Source organism: Thioalkalivibrio sp. ALE9, from assembly GCF_000377445.1.
In the GTDB taxonomy this organism is placed as follows: domain Bacteria; phylum Pseudomonadota; class Gammaproteobacteria; order Ectothiorhodospirales; family Ectothiorhodospiraceae; genus Thioalkalivibrio.
Map to the genome: position 1 here is coordinate 1 of NZ_KB898135.1, position 17929 is coordinate 17929.

At 67.0% G+C, this 17929-nt stretch carries 17 protein-coding genes; 3 read left to right on the forward strand and 14 right to left on the reverse strand.

Translation table 11 applies throughout. The annotated features are described in order from the left end of the window. The coding region (locus tag D106_RS0112490) for an IS256 family transposase (RefSeq protein WP_038045964.1) at positions 1-1178 on the reverse strand (1178 nt) is incomplete at its 3' end. Positions 1179-1557: 379 nt separating this feature from the next. Here D106_RS0112490 and D106_RS0112495 point away from each other — a divergent pair. After that, the gene (locus D106_RS0112495) at positions 1558-2337 is read left to right on the forward strand and encodes a hypothetical protein (protein WP_018880234.1); all 780 of its coding nucleotides are present in this window, start codon (positions 1558-1560) and stop codon (positions 2335-2337) included. A 198-nt stretch (positions 2338-2535) separates the two neighbouring features. Here the strand turns inward: D106_RS0112495 and bamD are convergent, their stop codons facing one another. From bamD to gspC, 13 genes are all read right to left on the reverse strand, one after another. After that, entirely contained in the window at positions 2536-3243 is a 708-nt protein-coding gene (gene bamD, locus D106_RS0112500; RefSeq protein WP_038045959.1) for an outer membrane protein assembly factor BamD, read from the reverse strand. Continuing rightward, complete coding sequence (gspN, locus tag D106_RS0112505) at positions 3219-4037, reverse strand: type II secretion system protein N (RefSeq protein ID WP_018880236.1); 819 nt, start codon at positions 4035-4037, stop codon at positions 3219-3221. The genes bamD and gspN overlap by 25 nt, the downstream gene beginning before the upstream one ends. A gap of 1 nt (position 4038) precedes the next feature. Next, a complete protein-coding gene (gene gspM / locus D106_RS0112510) occupies positions 4039-4539 on the reverse strand; it encodes a type II secretion system protein GspM (RefSeq protein WP_018880237.1) in 501 nt (166 codons plus the stop codon). After that, positions 4536-5828 carry a type II secretion system protein GspL gene (gene gspL / locus D106_RS0112515; protein ID WP_018880238.1) on the reverse strand — a complete coding sequence of 431 codons (1293 nt, stop codon included), beginning with the start codon at positions 5826-5828 and terminating at the stop codon, positions 4536-4538. Before gspL ends, gspM begins: the two co-directional genes overlap by 4 nt. Positions 5829-5876: 48 nt before the next feature. Continuing rightward, entirely contained in the window at positions 5877-6677 is an 801-nt protein-coding gene (locus tag D106_RS0112520) for a general secretion pathway protein GspK (protein WP_026280667.1), read from the reverse strand. Next, positions 6674-7360, reverse strand: coding sequence for a type II secretion system minor pseudopilin GspJ (gene gspJ / locus D106_RS0112525; protein ID WP_018880239.1), 687 nt, complete (start codon positions 7358-7360; stop codon positions 6674-6676). The genes D106_RS0112520 and gspJ overlap by 4 nt, the downstream gene beginning before the upstream one ends. Then, the gene (gene gspI / locus D106_RS0112530; protein ID WP_018880240.1) at positions 7347-7739 is read right to left on the reverse strand and encodes a type II secretion system minor pseudopilin GspI; all 393 of its coding nucleotides are present in this window, start codon (positions 7737-7739) and stop codon (positions 7347-7349) included. Before gspI ends, gspJ begins: the two co-directional genes overlap by 14 nt. Beyond that, the gene (locus D106_RS0112535) at positions 7736-8314 is read right to left on the reverse strand and encodes a prepilin-type N-terminal cleavage/methylation domain-containing protein (protein ID WP_018880241.1); all 579 of its coding nucleotides are present in this window, start codon (positions 8312-8314) and stop codon (positions 7736-7738) included. The genes gspI and D106_RS0112535 overlap by 4 nt, the downstream gene beginning before the upstream one ends. 8 nt (positions 8315-8322) lie before the next feature. Further along, a complete protein-coding gene (gene gspG, locus D106_RS0112540) occupies positions 8323-8793 on the reverse strand; it encodes a type II secretion system major pseudopilin GspG (RefSeq protein ID WP_026280668.1) in 471 nt (156 codons plus the stop codon). A gap of 2 nt (positions 8794-8795) precedes the next feature. Beyond that, on the reverse strand, positions 8796-10022 hold the full coding sequence (gspF, locus tag D106_RS0112545; RefSeq protein ID WP_018880243.1) for a type II secretion system inner membrane protein GspF: 1227 nt from the start codon (positions 10020-10022) through the stop codon (positions 8796-8798). 266 nt (positions 10023-10288) lie between these two features. Continuing rightward, positions 10289-11845: a type II secretion system ATPase GspE gene (gene gspE / locus D106_RS0112555; protein WP_018880245.1), complete on the reverse strand. Its 1557-nt coding sequence runs from the start codon at positions 11843-11845 to the stop codon at positions 10289-10291. Further along, the gene (gene gspD / locus D106_RS0112560) at positions 11846-13765 is read right to left on the reverse strand and encodes a type II secretion system secretin GspD (RefSeq protein WP_018880246.1); all 1920 of its coding nucleotides are present in this window, start codon (positions 13763-13765) and stop codon (positions 11846-11848) included. Continuing rightward, a complete protein-coding gene (gene gspC, locus D106_RS0112565; RefSeq protein WP_018880247.1) occupies positions 13762-14646 on the reverse strand; it encodes a type II secretion system protein GspC in 885 nt (294 codons plus the stop codon). The genes gspD and gspC overlap by 4 nt, the downstream gene beginning before the upstream one ends. 309 nt (positions 14647-14955) lie before the next feature. On the opposite strand from gspC, the gene D106_RS0112570 reads away from it, so the two are divergent. Together D106_RS0112570 and D106_RS0112575 are read left to right on the forward strand one after the other, a co-directional pair. Beyond that, positions 14956-17082, forward strand: coding sequence for an adenosylcobalamin-dependent ribonucleoside-diphosphate reductase (locus tag D106_RS0112570; protein ID WP_051077464.1), 2127 nt, complete (start codon positions 14956-14958; stop codon positions 17080-17082). Positions 17083-17101: 19 nt separating this feature from the next. Beyond that, positions 17102-17803 (forward strand): hypothetical protein, encoded by a 702-nt coding sequence (locus D106_RS0112575; protein ID WP_018880249.1) that lies wholly within the window; start codon positions 17102-17104, stop codon positions 17801-17803. Positions 17804-17929: the final 126 nt, after the last annotated feature.

Below are 17929 nucleotides of genomic sequence, written 5' to 3' on the forward strand. Positions count from 1 at the left end.
TTCTTGTGCTCTTTGAGCAGATCCATGTTCAGGTAGCGGTTGTCCTCCAGCCAGCCTTCGTGGATTTCGACGGCCAGGGCCCGTACCAGGCGTAGACAGCTGTGGGTGTTGGGGAAGATCCGGACCACCCGGGTCCGGCGCCGGATCTCCTCGTTCAGCCGCTCGAGCATGTTGGTGCTCTTCATGTGCTTGTGATGGGCCCGCGGCAGGCGGTAGAACGTCAACGTCTCCTGGATGTTGTCTTCCACCCAGTCGCACAGGCGGGGATACTTCGCCTGCCAGCGCTCCAGCCAGGCCGCCAGATCGCGCTGGGCCTCGGTCAGATCCCGGCGGTCGTAGAGCCAGCGCAGCTCTTGCAGGCAGTCGTCGTCGGCCTTGCGCGGCAGGTGGTCCAGGGCGTTGCGCAGGAAGTGCACATAGCAGCGCTGCCATACCGCTTCCGGGAGGATCTCCAGGATGGCCCGGCGCAGCCCTGCGTGCTCGTCGCTGACCACCCGTTCGACCCCGTTCAGCCCGCGCTCGCGTAGCCGCTCCAGGAAGGCGCGCCAGCTGCTCGCGCTCTCGCGACTGGCCAGCTCCACCCCCAGCACCTGACGCCGGCCCTCCCAGTTGACACCGATAGCGATCAGTACCGCCTGGGACCGGATCACACCGCCCTCGCGGACCTTCTCGTAGCGCGCGTCCAGGATCAGATAGGGGCAGGGCTCCTCCAGGCGCCGCGACGCGAACTCCGCCAGGCGGCCGTCCAGCCCCCGGTTGATGGTCGAGATCGCCGAGGCCGAGAACCCGTGATCGCACAACTCCTCGGTGATGGCCTTGACCTTGCGCGTCGACACGCCCTGGACATACATCTCCATCAGGGCCGAGACCAGCGCCTTCTCCGAGCGCTGATAGCGCTCGAACAGGCTGGTGGAGAACTGGCCGTTGCGGTCCCGGGGGACCCGCAACTCCAGCTTGCCCACGCGCGTGATCAGGGTGCGCGGGTAGTACCCGGCCCGGTAGCCCAGGCGGCCCTCGGTGCGCTCGCCCGGTGCCGCCTGGAGCTGGTCGCTCATCTCGGCCTCCAGGACCTGCTGGACCGCCTCGCGCACCAGCGTGCGCATCAGTTCCTCGTCTGTCCCCAATAACGCTCGCAGTGACGTGCGATCCGCAGTAGCCTGGCTCTTGTGAGTGGTCATGGTCTCGCCCTCCTTGAGGGGTTCCGGTGGTCGCTAACCAACCCGAATACCATGGCCGCTCGCCTCCTGCCAGCTTCTGCACACAACTCAGCGCACTACTGTGAGCCAGTGGCTTGAGCCGGTAGCCGGTCGAGGTGGAAAGTAGGTTCAGGGGGCAGTCAGCAGTCTTCGCGCTAATCCACTCGCACAAGCCTTGCGGGTGAGGTCCGGGCCGCCAACCGTGTGCCCGAGTTCTCTTTTTCGAGATCCATCAAGCCGCTTTCTCTTGACTCTGCCGGGGCCGCATGTTCGATCCAGAGTGGCGATCGGGCTTCGGGATCTTTAGACTTTGCTATGGCCACAAGGCCTTTAAGGGAAAATTCTCAGGGAGAAAGACACGATGTGGAATCCGAAAACGGTCCAGGGACCGGCATGGACGGTCGGACTGGCAGCGGTAACGCTTGCTTTCGTCACAGGGTGTGGGGGTGGATCGTCCGATGATGGCGGTTCCTCCAACGGGAACGAGCAGGATGATGCCCGGGAGCCAGCGTCCGCAGAAGGGATTTGGCGTGGCACGTTCACCGAAGAAGGGGTTGGGACTTTCGATGCCCAGGGGCTTCTATACGACGGCCGGGTGATTGCGATAAGCGAAGGCGGCGGTGTTATCTATGATGGAGAGTATTCGGTAACGGGTGACTCGGTAGAGGCGTCAGTCCGTGCCTATCAGATTAATGGCTGGTACTTCGCAGATGCTGATCTCCAGGGCACGGTGAAGCCGTCCGAATCCATGGATCTAGAGTTTGAAACCACACTCGACACCGAGGGCTCGGTCTCTCTCGAGTACGACGCTCAATACGACCAACCTTCGGATACATCCATGATCGAAGGTATGTGGCGCTATGGGGAGCCAGGGTACGAGGCGATCGTCGATGTCGAGGCTTCGGGCGACTTCTTCGCCCAAGATACACACGGGTGTACCTATCTCGGCGAGGCGCGTTCTCTGAATCCGGACAAGAACCTTTACTCTGTTGATATGAGTGTCAGTTCCTGTGGTGACTTCGATGGCGCCTATACTGGCTTCGCGGCGTTGCTGGACGAGCCAAGTATGGGAGAGATTCTGCAGATCGTGGTCTCCAATCCAAATGCCATCGTCTTCAGGCCCTTGCAGCCTGTGGAATGATCGTCGGCAACCCTTGCGGTTGGCGTGGCGTGCCCCGTTGAACCGTTTTTGGATCGCCTTCCAAGAGGTCCGAATCCTGGCAGGATTCGGACCTCTTTGTTTTCCAAGGCGCGAATCCGGCGCGGCAACTATGGCGTGCGGGGGTATCAGGTGCGTGTGGCTGCGCCGCCCGTGCTGCTGGGGAGCTCTGAATGATGGTCAGCCTCCGGCATCCTCCTCCTGGCTTTGGAGCCGGTCGGCGGCCGTTTGCGCGGCGGCGGTGCCGGGGTAGTAGTCACGCACGTATTCGGTACGTGCATGGGCCTCGTCCTGGTTTCCGGCCGCGGCGGACTGGTCGGCGATCTGGAGCTCGATGTCGGCCAGGTTCTCGCGCAGGCGTGCGAGACGCGGGGCGACGGACTCCGTGTATTCCGACATGGGGTAGTCGTTCAGGAAGGCGGCGAGCCGCAGGAAGACCTGGCGGCCCTGCTCGCTGCGCTGTTTCGGCGGCACGGAGGAGGCCCGGTTCCAGGTTCCGAGTTGCGCCAGGGCGCCCAGGTAGGCGGCGTAGTCGATGTCCGGATGGTTCGGGTGCTCCTCGAGAATGGCATCGGCGAGGTTGCGGGTGCGCGTAAACTCCCCGCGCTGCAGGCATACGCGGGCAACGGACAGGCGGATGTCGACCACGGTCGGCGCATCGGCGCTATCGAGTGCATCGTAGGCGGCGCGGCAGTCCCCGCGGTCCAGCGCATGCCGGACGTCCGCTGTCGGGGAGTCGGCCCCCTGTGGCGGGGTTGTGGCGCACCCGGTCAGGGCCAGGCCGATGAGCACGCAGGCTGCGAGCGAAACGGGCGCAAGGGAGCGACGGTGGCTGTTTGGCGCGAACGTGGATTGTTCAGGTGTCACGGGGCTGATCCTGCGGTCCATAGATACCGTCCCTGCTCATTACGACGGAGGTTGTTTTCGAGTAGGCGCTTGATGCTGTCATCGGCGTGGTCGCGCGGGTCCAGCCGCACTTGCGCGTCCAGGGCCGGCGGGGTCGTTCGCAGGTCCAGGCGGAGGGTGCCGGTGATCCCCAGTTCGGCCTCCGGCGAGGCATCGAGCTCGATCCCCAGAAGCCCATCCCCGTCGCGCAGAGTGGCGCGTTGCTCGCCCAGAGGCAAGGGACGCGGGAGGCCTGCTGCCGCTTGCTGCCAGTTGACCCGTCCCGAGGCCTGCTCCACCGACCCGTCCCGCCGGATGCGAAGTTGCAGGTCGCTCGCCAGCAGGTGGCCGTTCAGCACGAGCGGGATGCCGGTATCCCACTGATGCAGGGCCGTTGCGGGCAGGGTGCCTTCGAGTCCCGATAGTTGCAGGCTGCCAGGCCTGACCCGCAGGGCCCCACGGAGCTCGCCTCCGCCGGGCGGAAGCCAGTGGAGGTTGGCGGCCAGCCCCCCGCGAAGCAATTCGCCAGGCCGGATCTCCCACTGCAGATGCCCCATGGGCCCCACAGGGGACTGGAGCCCATCGACGCTGCCCCGCCAGACCGACCCGTGCACCTGCTCCCAGGCGATGCTGTCCGGCAAACCGGCCCACCGTTCGGCCGCCGCCAGCGCGACGGAGGCGGGCAGGCGCGCAACCAGCGCGACCAGCAGCGCGAGCACGAAAAAGGCCCCCAGCGAGAACCACGGCGCGCGATATGCCTGCCGTTGGGCGGCCGGGTTGTCCTGGTCCGTATTCATGCTAGGGCTCGCGGGTGAGAAAGAGTTCGGCATTGACCCGCCCCGGATCGACGACGCGTTCCAGCAGGATGCGTCCCGGGACAACGCCGTCTTCCTGCTCCAGTTCGCCGAGCCAGCGCATCAGGGCGCTGTAGGGCACGGCTTCGAGGTGTACGTTCACGCCGGTCTCGCTCGGCCGCGCCCGGGCAAGGTGCTCGCCCAGGCCGGAGGCCCGGGCGGAGGCATCCACGTGGGCGATCAGCGAGCGGCCTTCGAGGCGCGGGCGCGGATCGGCCTGGGCCGAGCCACGGTCACGGGAGGCGGCAGCCGCGGCCGCAGAGGCATTGGCCTGCATCCAGGCGAGTTCCGCGCGGGCCTCGGCCAGCCGCTCGCGGGCCTGTTCGCGGCTGTCCAGCAGGGGCTCGATCACACCCAGGAACCCGGCCGCGATCAGGAGGATCAGCCCGCCCGCCAGCAGGAGGCGTTGTTCGCGACTTTGCAGGTTGTTCCAGAAGGCCTTCATGGTTCTTGCTCGATGGTCATGCGTGCCCGAACGCCCCGTTCCCCGGTCTCTGCGGAGACAATCCGGACGCGCGCGGTCAGGGCTTCGCGCAGGTCCTCGCGCAGACGTTCCAGCTCCGCGATTCCGCTGCCCTCCAGCTCGAGTTCCAGGCGGTCCGGCTCGCCTCGCAGCCGCTGCAGCGCAAGATCACGCGGTGCGAGGCCCTCCATGATGCCGGCCATGGATTCGCCGAGCGGGCTCAATACGGTGGGTGTCGTCGTTGCTGCCCCGTTCTGGCCCAGCAGGGCCTCGAACTGGGCGACCGGGTCCACCATGCGGGACTGTGGCAGGGTCGCCTCGAACAGGGCCGCGATGTCGCGTTCGGTCGCCCGGTATTCGCGCTCCAGCTGCGTGCTTTCCAGCCACAGGGATCCTGTCCAGAGTACGGCCAGTACGAGCGCCAGGGCGGCGGGTACGCGCCAGGGGGCGGGCAGGGCCGCGAACGAGGCCGGCCCCTCGCCGGGAGACGCGAAATCGAAGGCCAGTGCACCGCGCAGGGCCCGCTGCAGCCCGGACGGCGGGATAGCACCTGATTGCACCCCGGCCAGAAGGAGTTCGAGCACACCCCCTGCCCAGTCGGGCGGGGGGTGGACGGGGGTGCGCGGGTCCGGTTCCGTGCCGGGTTCGACCACAAGGGCCGCGCCCGTAGCGGGCTGCGCCTCGCCATGGGCGTCATCGGGGGGCGTAGTGAAGGGGCGCTGCTGCAACCACCAATCGGCGACCTCGCTCGGCATCGCGAGGGGTTCGGCCTCCGGCGAGAGCACGATACTGCGCTGTGCGCCCGAGAACAGAAAGGTCTCGTCACCGGTTTCCAGGCCTCGAAGGAGAGAAAGGTCCGGAATCAGGTGCGAGACATGGATGCCTTGCTCGTGCAGCCAGCCTTCCCAGTGTTCCAGGTCGCGGCGGGCGGCCACGCTGGCCGTGGTCTCGGTGCCGCGACGCGGACCGGCGACGATCCGGAGTTGCTCGAGATCCTCGCTGAGGCGCTCCTCGAGGGCGAACGGCAGCGCCCGGCGCCGGACACGGCTCGATTTGCCGGGGACGAAGACTCGATGGAGGGGGGCGCGTTCGCACGGCAGCAGTGCGACCGTCCGGTCGTCCGCGGAAATCAGCGTACACAGTTCGTCCGGCGTGGCCTCGCCCTGTCCCGCCACGGCCCCGTTCCTGTGCAGACGAAGCCAGCGCAGCCGCAGCGGCGCATCCGCGCCGAGCATTTCGGGTTCCGGTAACTGGAACAGGAGCCAGTTCATGCCGATTCCGGTCGCTGAGAGGCGTCTGCAGACATCCGTTCTTCCTGTTCAGGGTTCACAGGGGGTGTGTTCGCGAATGATGGTACGCCCGTTGGGCCCGTCCAGGATCGCGCAGTGAAAATAATCCCGTCCGGCGATGCGGACAACCAGTTGCAGACGGAAGTAGCGAATTTCAGGGGTCTCCTCGGTGGCCTGGTTCAGGCCTGCTGCATGGACCGGGTCCGGGGCACGGTCCATGTCGATCGCGTTGTCCATGCCCGGTCGGGCCACTACGTAGGGCGCCAGCGCCGACCAGAGGTCCGGGCTGAAACCGTGGACCTGGAGCAGCTCCGATGCGAGTCGCATGGGCCGGTTACCGCTGAGCCGGTGCGGTTCCATCCCCCGGTATACCGGATCATCCGTTTCCGGATTCAGCCAGTCGTGTACGGCGACGGCCAGGCGCCGGGCGTTGCCCGTTGACCCCTCGGTTTGCCCAAGGGCGTGCTCGACCAGGCCGGCGAATGCTTCGAGGGGCGGGTCGTCGGCCCGCGCGAGACTGTTGATGTTGAAGCGACAGTGGAGATTCTCCAGGCGAGCACGGACGCCGATGCCCTCGACCTCCAGTGGCATCGTGGGCGAGACGCAGCCCTCCCACGGCAGGTCGTCGTAGTTTGCCATCCTTTCCAGCATGTGGAGAGCGACGGTTTCCGCCCCCTGGGTTAGGCGCCGGGCGCGGTCCTGATCCTGGATGGTCGCCGCGCGGAATACCTGCTGATTGTCGCGCATGGTCATGGTGACCGCCGCCACGCTGGCGATCGCGACCACCAGCAGCGCCGTGATCAGGGCGGCACCCGATGCTTCGCGCTTCACTGGACCCCCGTCAGGGCGATGCGGCGCTCGACAAGACCAAGCCCCGGAATGACCAGGCTCACAATGACCTGGGCCGGACGTCGCTCGCCGGCGTCCAGTGGTGGCCAGCTATCCGTGATCTCCCGGGTGCGGCCGTCGACAAAATCGAAGCGGATTTGCAGCTCTTGATCCGGATCCCGGGACCCCGCGCGGCGCGCCGTGAAGGGTTCTTCATCGTGCGCCTTGCGCGCCAGAAACAGGCGTGCCTGCTCGGATTCTGCAAGCGCGCCGTCCAGAACCGGCCAGGTGACTCGTTCCAGCCCGCGCTCCGTGATCCTCCAGGCGACGCGTGCCAGGCGGTCATGTTCTCCGTTCCCCGCCCGCACCAGTTCAAGCTGCTGTGGTTCCGTGACCGGGCTGTAACGCAGGGGCGGCAGGCGATCACCGTAGCCGTCCCGGGGGCGCAGCGCTATGCTGTGGCGCAGGTCGCGCTCCAGTACGGCCAGGGTTACCTGGAGTTCCGTCAGCCGCTGACTCTGTTCCTGGGAGGCGTGGTCTGCCACCAGCACCGCGCGCAGCCCGCCAATGGCCAGTACGCCCACGGTGGCGAACACCGCCACCGCGACCAGCAGCTCCAGCAGGGTAAAACCGCGGGGTGCGCGGAGCGCTGGCGAATAACGGCGCGGGCGGTCAGGGCAGCGCATAAACGCTCGCCTGGGCCAGGGGTTGATCGGGATCGCCGTCCAGCGGCCAGACGCGGACCTCGATACGGCGCACCGCCGGCAGCGGCAGCGGGGCGTCGATGACGGTATCGCTGATCTCGACGCGGGCCTCCCATTCGCGCTCCGCGAGGGTCGAGCGGATGCGCTCGGTGCCGGGTTCGCCCCGACGCACCCCGGCCTCGTAGTCGGCGATCAGGTTGCTCGCGACCCACCCGGCGAGCGTGCGCTCCTGCAGGTATGCGGTATTGCGGGCGTGTTCGCTGCCCGCCTTGATGAGGGCGCCGAGCGCGACCCCCAGCACGACGAGGGCAATCAGCACCTCGAGCAGGGTGAAACCGCGCGTTGGGGCCCGTGCCGTCATCGCGAGTCGGGGCGTCCCGGGCGTTTCGCCAGCAGGCGTCGCGGTTCGCCGCCGGCCGGTGGCGGGTGCTCGAAGGCCTGGAGGGGCTGACCCCGTTCGAGGCGGAGCACGAAGCCGCTTCGTCCGTCGGGGTGCTCCAGGATGAGCTCGAAGGGCTCGATGTGACCGCTGCCGTTAATGGCGATGCGGTTGTGCTCGGGAGACTCGCGAAGACCGCTCCGGCGGCCGTCCACATAGAGCCGGGGTTGCAGCCCGTGCTGCCGGAAGTCGTGCGGCCCCAGTGGTCCCCTCTCGATGGGGATCCAGGTGACCCGGGTGTCGTCGATCCACTGGCGTTCCAGAATGACCAGCCCCTCCGTGCCAACGCCAATGGACAGTGCCTGTCCGGTCAGGAGGGTGTGCTCCCGGGCCAGTTCGATCTGGGATGCGAGCTGGCGTGCGGTCTGTTCGAGGTTTCGGCTGCCCAGCTGGCTCATGGACAGCACGCCGACGCTGGCGACCACCCCGATCACGAACATGACGACCAGCAGTTCTATCAGGGTAAAGCCGGAGGCGCGGTTGGAGCGGGTCGCCATGGGCGTTGTCAGAATTGGTCCATGTTCCAGTTGCCGATCTCGCCCTCGATGCCCTCGCCACCACGGCGGCCGTTGGCGCCGAAGCTGAAGACGTCGATATCGCCATGGCGCCCGGGGTTCAGGTACTGATAGGGGTTGCCCCAGGGGTCGCTGGGCAGGCGGTCCATGTAGCCCCCCTGGCGGTATTGAGGGGCCTCGGGCCCGCTGCGCGGCCGCTCCACCAGTGCATCCAGCCCCTGATCGGTGGTCGGGTAGCGGAAATTGTCCAGACGGTAGAGGTTCAGGGCGCTTTCAAGGGTGCGTATGTCCTGCTTGACCTTGGTGATACGGGCGTCGTCCGGACGGTCCATGACGCGCGGGACCACGATGGCCGCGAGGATGCCGAGGATGACCACCACCACCATGATCTCGATCAGGGTGAAGCCCCGGACGCCGCGAGAGCGGGGGCGCGCAGGAGAGGCAGGGCGGGAGTCTTGCATGTTCAGTTCACCAGCTGGTTGAGTTCGAAGATCGGAAGCAGGATGGCGAGCACGATGGTCAGGACGATGCCGCCCATGGTCAGGATCAGCAGCGGTTCGAACAGGCCCATGCTGACACTGATGCGCGACTCGACCTCCTGCTCCTGGGTCTCGGCGGCCCGTTCCAGCATCTCGGTGAGCCGCCCGCTGGATTCGCCGCTGCGGATCAAGTGTACGGTGATCGGAGGGAAGTATCCCGTCTCTTCCAGGGCCTGGCCAATGCTGCGGCCCTCGCGGATTCGTAGCGAGGCCTCCTCCACCGCAGCGCGCATCGGCCGGCTGCCGATGACCTCGGCCCCGGTACGCAGCGCCTCCAGCAGCGATACGCCGCTGGCGGCCAGAATGCTCAGGGTGCGTGCAAACCGGGCAGTGTTGAGCCCGCGCACCAGGCGGCCCAGGAGGGGAAGGCGCAGGATCAGCCGATCGAATTGCATGCGCGGGCCGGGCTGGCGCAGCCAGCGGGTGAGCAAGGCCAGCAGCACGCCCAGGGCGATCAGGGCGTACAGGCCGTAGGCGCGCAGGAGATCGCTGGTGCTGATCAGCACGCGGGTCAGGGTAGGCAACTGCTGGTCCAGCCCCTCAAAGACCTGGACCACTTCGGGCACGACATAGACGACCAGACCCACGGTGACGCCCAGGGCCACCAGGGTCAGGATGACCGGGTAGGTCAGGGCGAGCATGACTTTTTGCCGCAGCGCGTGACGATTTTCGAGGTATTCGGCGAGGCGTTCCAGTACCAGGTGCAGATGCCCGGAGGCCTCGCCGGCCGCGACGGTGCTGCGGTAGATATCGGGGAACACGCGAGGGAATGCGCCCAGCGCTTGTGCAAGGGAGTGCCCCTCCATGACTCTCGTGCGCACGGCGCTCAGGATGTTGCGAACCTTCTGCTTTTCCGACTGGCGGGCGACGGTCGCCAGCCATTCCTCGACGGGCAACCCGGCGCGCGCCAGCGTGGCCATCTGGCGCGTCGCCAGCGCGAGGTCGAGCGCGCTTACACCGCCCGCCACGCGTCCCGAAGGGGAGCGACTACCCCGGGTGGCTGCCGTGGAATCGCCGATTTCGTGCAGATCGAGTGGGGTCAGGCCTTCGCTGCGCAACTGGGACCGGACGCTCCGGGCGGTATCGCCTTCGGTGACGCCCTTGCGGGTCCGGCCGGCGGCATCCAGCGCCTGGTATTCGAAGGCGGGCACCTAGTGGACCTCCAAGGTGATCACTACGGGTTCAGTTGGTCTGTCAACGTTCAGGGCAAGGCGCGGCTCGCAGTGAATGGCGTCGCCCTTTACAAGAGCCGGAACGCGGCCATGGACGTTGACAGACCAACCCTTCGGGCGCTCCTGTCGCGCTCCGCTGCGGCGTTGCGGCGCTTGCCAAGGGCTACGGCCATTGCCTGCGCACCGCGCCTTGCAGCGGAGCGCCACAGGAGCGCTGAATCCGTAGTGATCACCTTGGAGGTCCACTAGCCCGCCTCGGTGACGCGCAGCATTTCCTCGAGGCTGGTGGTGCCGTCGAGCACGCGGCGGCAGGCATCGGCCCGCAGGCTGACGCTGTGTTCGCGGGCGGCCCGGACCATGGCCTGCTCACTGGCGTTGTCGTGAATGAGCGTGCGCATCTGTTCGTTCACCTCTACCAGTTCATAGATGCCGGTCCGCCCCCGGTAGCCCAGCTCGTTGCAGGCCGGGCAGCCCTTCGCGCGGTAAAGAGTGGGAGGGTGGCTGGAGGCGACACCCAGGAGTTCGCATTCCCGTTCCGAGGCTGCATGGGGTTCCCGGCAGTCCTTGCAGAGGACTCGCACCAGGCGTTGGGCAAGAATGCCGTTCAGGGTAGATGAGAGGAGAAACGGCTCCACGCCCATGTCGCGCAGACGCGTGATGGCGCCAATCGCCGAGTTGGTGTGCAGGGTCGAGAAGACCAAGTGCCCCGTCAGACTCGCCTGTACCGCAATCTGGACGGTATCGACATCGCGGATCTCGCCGACCATTACGACATCCGGGTCCTGGCGCAGGATGGCGCGCAGCCCCCGGGCAAAGGTCATGTCGATCCGGCTGTTGATCTGGGTCTGCCCGATCCCGTCGAGGTAATACTCGATCGGGTCTTCGACGGTGAGGATGTTGCGGCTGCGGTCGTTAAGCCGGGTCAGCGCCGCGTACAGCGTGGTGGTCTTGCCCGACCCGGTCGGGCCGGTCACCAGCACGATGCCGTGCGGCCGGGTCACCACGCGTTCCAGTGTGGCATGGGTGGCCGTATCCATGCCCAGGTGGGTGAGATCGAGGCGTCCGGCCTGTTTGTCCAGCAGTCGCATCACCACACGCTCCCCGTGACCCGAGGGCAGGGTGGAGACGCGCACGTCCACGGCGCGGCCCGCGACTTTCAGGGAGATCCGTCCATCCTGCGGCAGCCGCTTTTCCGCGATGTCCAGGCGTGCCATTACCTTGATGCGCGAGACGATGAGGGGAGCCAGGCCTGCCGGCGGGGTGAGGATCTCGCGCAGGACGCCGTCCACGCGCAGGCGCACGGCCAGTCGACTTTCGAACGGCTCGATGTGGATGTCCGATGCGTTTTCCCGCACCGCCTCGGTCAGCAGCGCATTGATGAGCCGGATGATCGGGGCGTCGTCCTCGGCTTCCAGAAGGTCTTGCGGCTCGGCGAGCGACTCCGCCACGCTGGACAGGTCGAGGCTGTCATCAATCCCCTCTATCGATTCCATCGCGCGCGAGCTGGACGATTCGTAGCGTTCGCGCAGTCGCTGTTCGAAGGTCGTTTCATCGACGGTTTCGGGCGCAAGAGGGTCGGGGCTGCGGCGGCGAAGCTCCAGCAGGCCTTGCGGATCGGCGTCCCGGCGCAGGAAGACCTGGCGCCTGCCATCGACAAGGTCGCCCGGTACCGCCCCGACCCGGCGGGCGAAGGAGTAGCTCACCGCAAGCGCCCCGTTCGGCGGCACCCGGGGCGCGCTGGGGTCGGCGGGCATGGGCTTACTGGGGGCTTCCGAATGCATGGCCGGGGTCTCGCGAGTCATTCAGTCACGGTTGCCATAGACATCATCGAAGCTGGGCGGGAGCTGGGTCAGGCGCTCCCATTCGGGCAGCGTCGGGCTGCTCCGGCGTTGGGTCCGTGCCTGCTCGCGCAATTGTTCGCCACGGATGAAGCTGTACTTCTCGCTGGTCAGCTCGGCCCCGCGCGCATTGTCACGGACGATGCGCGGATGCAGGAATACCATCAGGTTGCGTTTTTCGGTCTGGTTGCGATCCGCGCGGAAGAGCCGCCCGATCCCGGGGATGCTCCCGAGCCCCGGGACGCGAGCCTCGCTGTCCGTTTGCTGTTCTTCGATCAGCCCGCCGAGCACCAGCATGTCGCCGTCATCAATCAGCACGTGCGTCTTCAGGGTGCGGGTGTTGGTGATCAGATCGGCGGCGCCGGTAGTGCCCGGTGCCAGCTGGGACACCTCTTGCTCGATTTCCAGGCGCACCGCGTTGCCCTGATTGATCTGCGGGCGCACGCGAAGCTTGACTCCGACATCTTCGCGACGAATCGTGTCGAAGGCCTGCCCCGAGTCCTCGATCGAGCGACCGACGACAAACGGGACGTTCTGGCCCACCACAATCTCGGCTTCCTCGTTGTCCAGTGTCAGGAGGCTGGGAGTCGACAGGATGTTGCTGGAGCTGTCGCGTTGCAGCATGTTGACCAAGGCGGCAATCCGAGTGCTCCCGGTCGATCCCACCCCCCCGGCGGTCAAGCCGTCCCCGATGTTCGGGGGGGAGGAGACGTCGCCGTCCAGGAATGCCTCCACGCCGGCAGCGAGTTCTAGGATGCCGCCGGAACCGGCCCCGGAAAAGTTGAGGACTCCAGCGCCGCTGTTTCCGATGGCCCCCCACTGGACGCCGAGATCCTGCACACGGTCCGAGGAGACCTCGGCGATCACAGCCTCGACCAGAACCTGCGCGCGCCGGATATCGAGTTGCTCCACGATGATGTCGAAGTCCCGGATGAAGTCCGAAGGGCCATAGGTCACCACGGCATTTGTGGACTCGTGCGCCTCGATATGGACCCCGCTTCCGCCCGGGGCATCTGCGTCCACTTCGGGACTTTTTTCGGCGATGTTGCGGAGGAGTTCGGCGACTTCCTCGGCGCGCGCATACTTCAGATAATGCACCCGCGCGTTGCCCTCCTCCATCTCCCGGTCGAGCTGGGCAATTAGTCCCCGCAGTCGCAAGCGCGACTCCTCGCGCCCGGACAGGATGATGGCATTGCTGCGGCGATCGGCGAGGACCTGCGGTGAGCCGAGCTCGCCGGTACCTTCCTGGGCCAGGATCTGCAGTTGCTCGGCGAGTTCCCCCGCGCGGGCGTGCTTGAGCTCGATCACCTCGTAGTCATCCGCGAACGGCAGGTCCATGCGTTCGACCAGAGCCCGGATGCGATGCACGTTGTTGCGAGTGTCCGAGATTAGCAGTGTGTTGGGCTCGGTGGCCGCAGCCAGGTGCCCCCCCTGGGGGATGAGCGGGCGCAGGACCGGAACGAGCTGGGCGGCGGCTACATGGCGCAGCGCTATGACGTGGGTGACCATGCTCCCGCCGCGCACATCCGGATCGGTCTCGGCCTCGATGTCGAGCACCGACGGGGCATCCTGTTTGGCCTGAGCGTCGGGCACGATGCGCGTGGATGATTCGCCCGGGATGGCCGCGAATCCGTGGATCTTGAGGATGTCATGGAACAGGTCCATCAGTTCATCCCGGGGCACCGGGCGGCTGGAAACCACTGTGATGTTGCCGCGCACCCGCGGGTCGACGATGAAATTGGTCCCGGTTTCCTCGGACACCAGATCGATCAGGTTACCGATGTCCGTGTCGCGAAGATTAAGGGTCAGCTCGTCCGCCACGACGGGCCCCGCTGCGCAGAACAGGGACAGGACGAGGGCGAGGAGGCGCAGTCGGAAGGTCATTCGGTTAGCTCGATGGTCAGTGGCAGGGTTTGCCCGTCACGTTCAATGGTGATGTTGACCCGGTCCACACTGTCGAGTCCAGAGAGGATTTGTTCGGGGTCGCTGATATCGCGGATCTGCTGCCCCTCGACCGAGGTGATGATGTCGCCTTCCTGAAGGCCGGCCCGTTCAAACTCGCGCTGGTTGCGTGTGGGTGTAATCCGAATGCCGACCAGGGCGCCGTCGCGCATTACAGGTTGCGCCCGCAACGAGTTCATGGCCTGTTCCGGATCCTCGAGCCAGCGGGAACGGCTCACGCTCGCGGTGACCGGTGCCGGGGAGCCGGCGGGCTGGGAGGGGCGCTGGGGCGAGTCGGCCCTGCGATCGCCGACTCGCAGCTCCTCGCCTCGGGGGAGCCGGAGCGTCTCCAGCTGACCTTCACGCTCCAGGATGACCCGGTCCGGGTGAACCTGATGCAGCTTCGCCAGCTGATTCCCGATCGTGTCGCCTACATGGTAGAGCGCGACATTCGACCTGCCGCTGGAGATGATCGCGCTGCCGCGACCCTGGCCAGTCGCCAGCACCCCGATAAGCTCGAGGCTCAGACGTGTGTCCGGGGCGTGTTCAATCGCCTCGGGCTGGGTTTGCTGGAGGGTCCCGAACGGAGCGAAGTCCGCGCTTCTCGCAAAGCCGGATTGTACGGGCTCGTCGCTTGCCGTGGACGGGCTGGCCTGCTCGGCGGGGGCGCGGCCCATGAATTCCCCCGCGCCCGGTGCATAGGTGTGTCCCGGGACGGCGATCGTCCAGACCAGCCCGGCGATGACCCAGGCGCTGGCCGCAAGCAGCCCGGCACTGAGTATCCAGGGCAGGTGGGTGGGCGCGAGTCGGGGTAAAAGGATCATCTTCAGCTGAGTGCGCGGGTTATTCGAGTGCCTGGCGCCCGGGCCGGTTGCTCGGTCGAATGTGGCCGAGTCCCGGCGCAGGCTACGGCTCCGATCATGTGAGTTCGCATGGGGGTCCTTCGGGGCACACCCTTTCGCCGGGCACGGCATGAAGCGGCGCTAATCGGCCTAAAGAGACTTTTTGTATCGGATGACAAGCGAGTTCGCCCAAGGTAGTCCAGAATTTATCACAGGCCGCGCTGCGTCGTTTGTGTGAGGTGGAGACCCACTCGCGGGGTCGGGCTGCGAGCCATCGGCGGGGTTGGATCTATGCGTGACAAGCGAAAACGGAACCATCCAGATTGCGGCGACTGGAATCGCGTGCCGCCGCAGCCCTCGTCGTATTCCATCTGGGCCGAACGCTACCAGTTGCGCGATTCGGACGGTGAGCCGGAGGACGCCTCGGTGGAGGCGATGTTCGACCGCGTGGCCCGAGCGCTGGCGGCCGTCGAGGCGCCGGAGAAGCGCGCGCCGATCGAGCGCGAGTTCCGCTGGGCGCTGGACAACGGCGCCATCCCGGCCGGGCGAATACTGGCCAATGCCGGGGCCGAGGCGTACAAGCCGCAGACCACCCTGATCAACTGCACCGTCTCGCGCACGATTCGCGATTCGCTGCAGGCCATCCTCGATGCCAATACCGCCGCCGGGCTAACGCTCAAGGCCGGGGCCGGGATCGGCTACGACTTCAGCACCCTGCGCCCGAAGGGTGCGCTGGTCGCGGGCGCCGGCGCGCCGACCAACGGCCCGGTCGCGTTCATGCAGATCTTTGACCAGACCTGCCGCACCATCGGCGCGGCCGGTGGTCGCCGCGGGGCGCAGATGGCAACGCTGGACATCGGTCATCCGGATATCGAGCGTTTCATCCTCGCCAAGCGCCGCAAGGGGCGGCTGACCCAGTTCAACCTGTCCGTGCTGGTGCGCGATGCCTTTCTGGAGGCCGTGGAGCGCGACGACGAATGGGCGCTCGCCTTCCCGCTGCTGCCTCTGGAACAGGACGCGGTGGCCGCCTCCGATCTCGTCTATCGCGACTGGCCGGTGGTCGAGGACGGCTACCGCGTCGACGACCAGGGCCGGGTCGCCTGCCGTATCTACCGCCGCGTGCGCGCCCGCGAGCTGTGGGACACCCTGATGCGCAGCACCTATGACGTCGGCGAACCCGGCGTCATCCTGGTCGATCAGGTCAACCGCCAGAACAACGTCTGGTTCGACGAGGTGATCCGCGCCACCAACCCCTGCGGCGAGCAGCCGCTGCCGCCGGACGGGGCCTGCCTGCTGGGGTCGGTGAACCTGACGCGGTTCGTCTCCGCGCCGTTCGGCGCCGACGCAGCCTTCGACTGGGCGCGCTTCGAGGGGGTGGTGCGCGTGTTCACGCGCATGCTGGACAACGTCGCGGATATCTCCGGGCTGCCGTTGCCAGAGCAGCGCGCCGAGATGCTGCGCAAGCGCCGCCACGGCATGGGCATCCTCGGGCTCGGGTCGGCGCTGGCAATGCTGGGGGAGACCTACGGCTCGGATTCGGCCGCCGACTTCACCGCGGAGGTCTGTCGTCGCATGGCGCTGGAGAGCTGGCGCGCCGGGCTGGAGCTCGCGCGCGAGAAGGGCCCGGCGCCGATCATGGACGAGGACTTCACGCTGACCGCGGACATGCTCCGGCGTCAGCCGGCGCTGGCCGAGGCCGGCTATCAGGTCGATGACGTGCTGAAGGGTCGGGAGCTGCATGCGCGCTTCAGTCCCTACATGCAGCGCATCGCCGAGGAGGACCCGGCGCTGGTCGCGGCGCTGGCCGAGGAGGGCGCGCGCTTTACCCACGCGACCTCCATCGCGCCCACCGGCACCATCAGCTTCTCGGTCGCCAACAACGCGAGCAACGGCATCGAGCCAACCTTTCTGCACCACACCACGCGCAACATCCGTCGCCCCGGGCGGCGCACCCGCGAGGCCGTGGACTGCTACTCGTTTGAGCTGCTGGCCTACCGTGCCCTGGTCGATGCCGAGGCGGGGCCGGGGGATCTTCCCGCCAACGCGATCACCGCGGATCGGGTCAGTGTGGATGCCCACATCCGCATGCAGGCCGCCGCGCAGCCGTGGGTGGACTCGGCCATCTCCAAGACGCTCAACGTCCCGAGCGATATCCCGTTCGAGGACTTCCAGCAGGTCTACCTGCAGGCCTGGCGCGCGGGTCTCAAGGGCTGCACCACCTACCGGCCCAACCCGCAGGCGCAGATGGGTGTGCTGGTGGACCCCGAGCGCCTGCGCAGTACCTGGTACACCTTCACCCTGGCGGACGGCCGGGAGCTGACCCTGCGCGGCGACGAAGAGGTCGAATACGAAGGCCAGATCCACACCGCCGCGAATCTCTTCGCCGCGCTGGACGAGGGCTACTACGACGACGTCTGACGCCGTCGGGGAGGACACGATGCACCGGATCGACCAGCCCATCATCGCCTTTCGCCGCTCGGACACCCCGCAGGGCGAGGGCGCGTCCGGCAGCGACGATCACCCGCTGGGCAAGCGCATTCCGTCGCGCCCCGAGGGTGAGCTCGAGTCGGTCACCGAGAAGGTGCGCTACTGGACGCAGGACGGGCCGCAGACGGTTTACCTGGTGGTCAGCTTTGTAGCCGTCTCCGGCACGGTCAGCGGCGAGCGCGTGACCATCGAACGCCCGATCGAGTTCTTCCTGCCCACCGGGCAGCACTCCGAGTCCTACCAGTGGATCTCCGCGACGATGCGCAGCCTGTCGCTGGCGGCCCGTGGCGGCTACGCCGCCCGCGCCCTGCGCGACCTGCGCAAGGTCACCTGGGACCGCGGCCCGGTCCGCTGCGGCGAGAACGAATACGGCAAACCGCTGTACCACCCCTCCGAGGTCGCCGCCATCGCCCACGCCCTGCAACGCATCCTCCAGCGCCGCGGCTTCCTCGGCCCAGACGGCCACCCCCGCCCGCTACGCGAACTGGTCGCCGCTTATCGCGACCGGGACCGAATCCCGGAAGCCTCCGCCACCCTGGAGGCCCCGCACCTGGCGGCCACAGGCGCCGCGCCCTGCCCACAGTGCGACGGCCCACTCGAGCTCATCGACGGTTGTCTGACCTGTCGTGACTGTGGCTATTCGAAGTGCTAGTGCCTTCGGGCGAAGGCGGGCTGGACCCGAACGGCTGGCGACTGTGAAACCAATAAACGAACCGCGTACCCGGCGCCGACACGCGATCGACCAAAGGCTCACCTGGCCCTGGAGCAGCTTGGATAA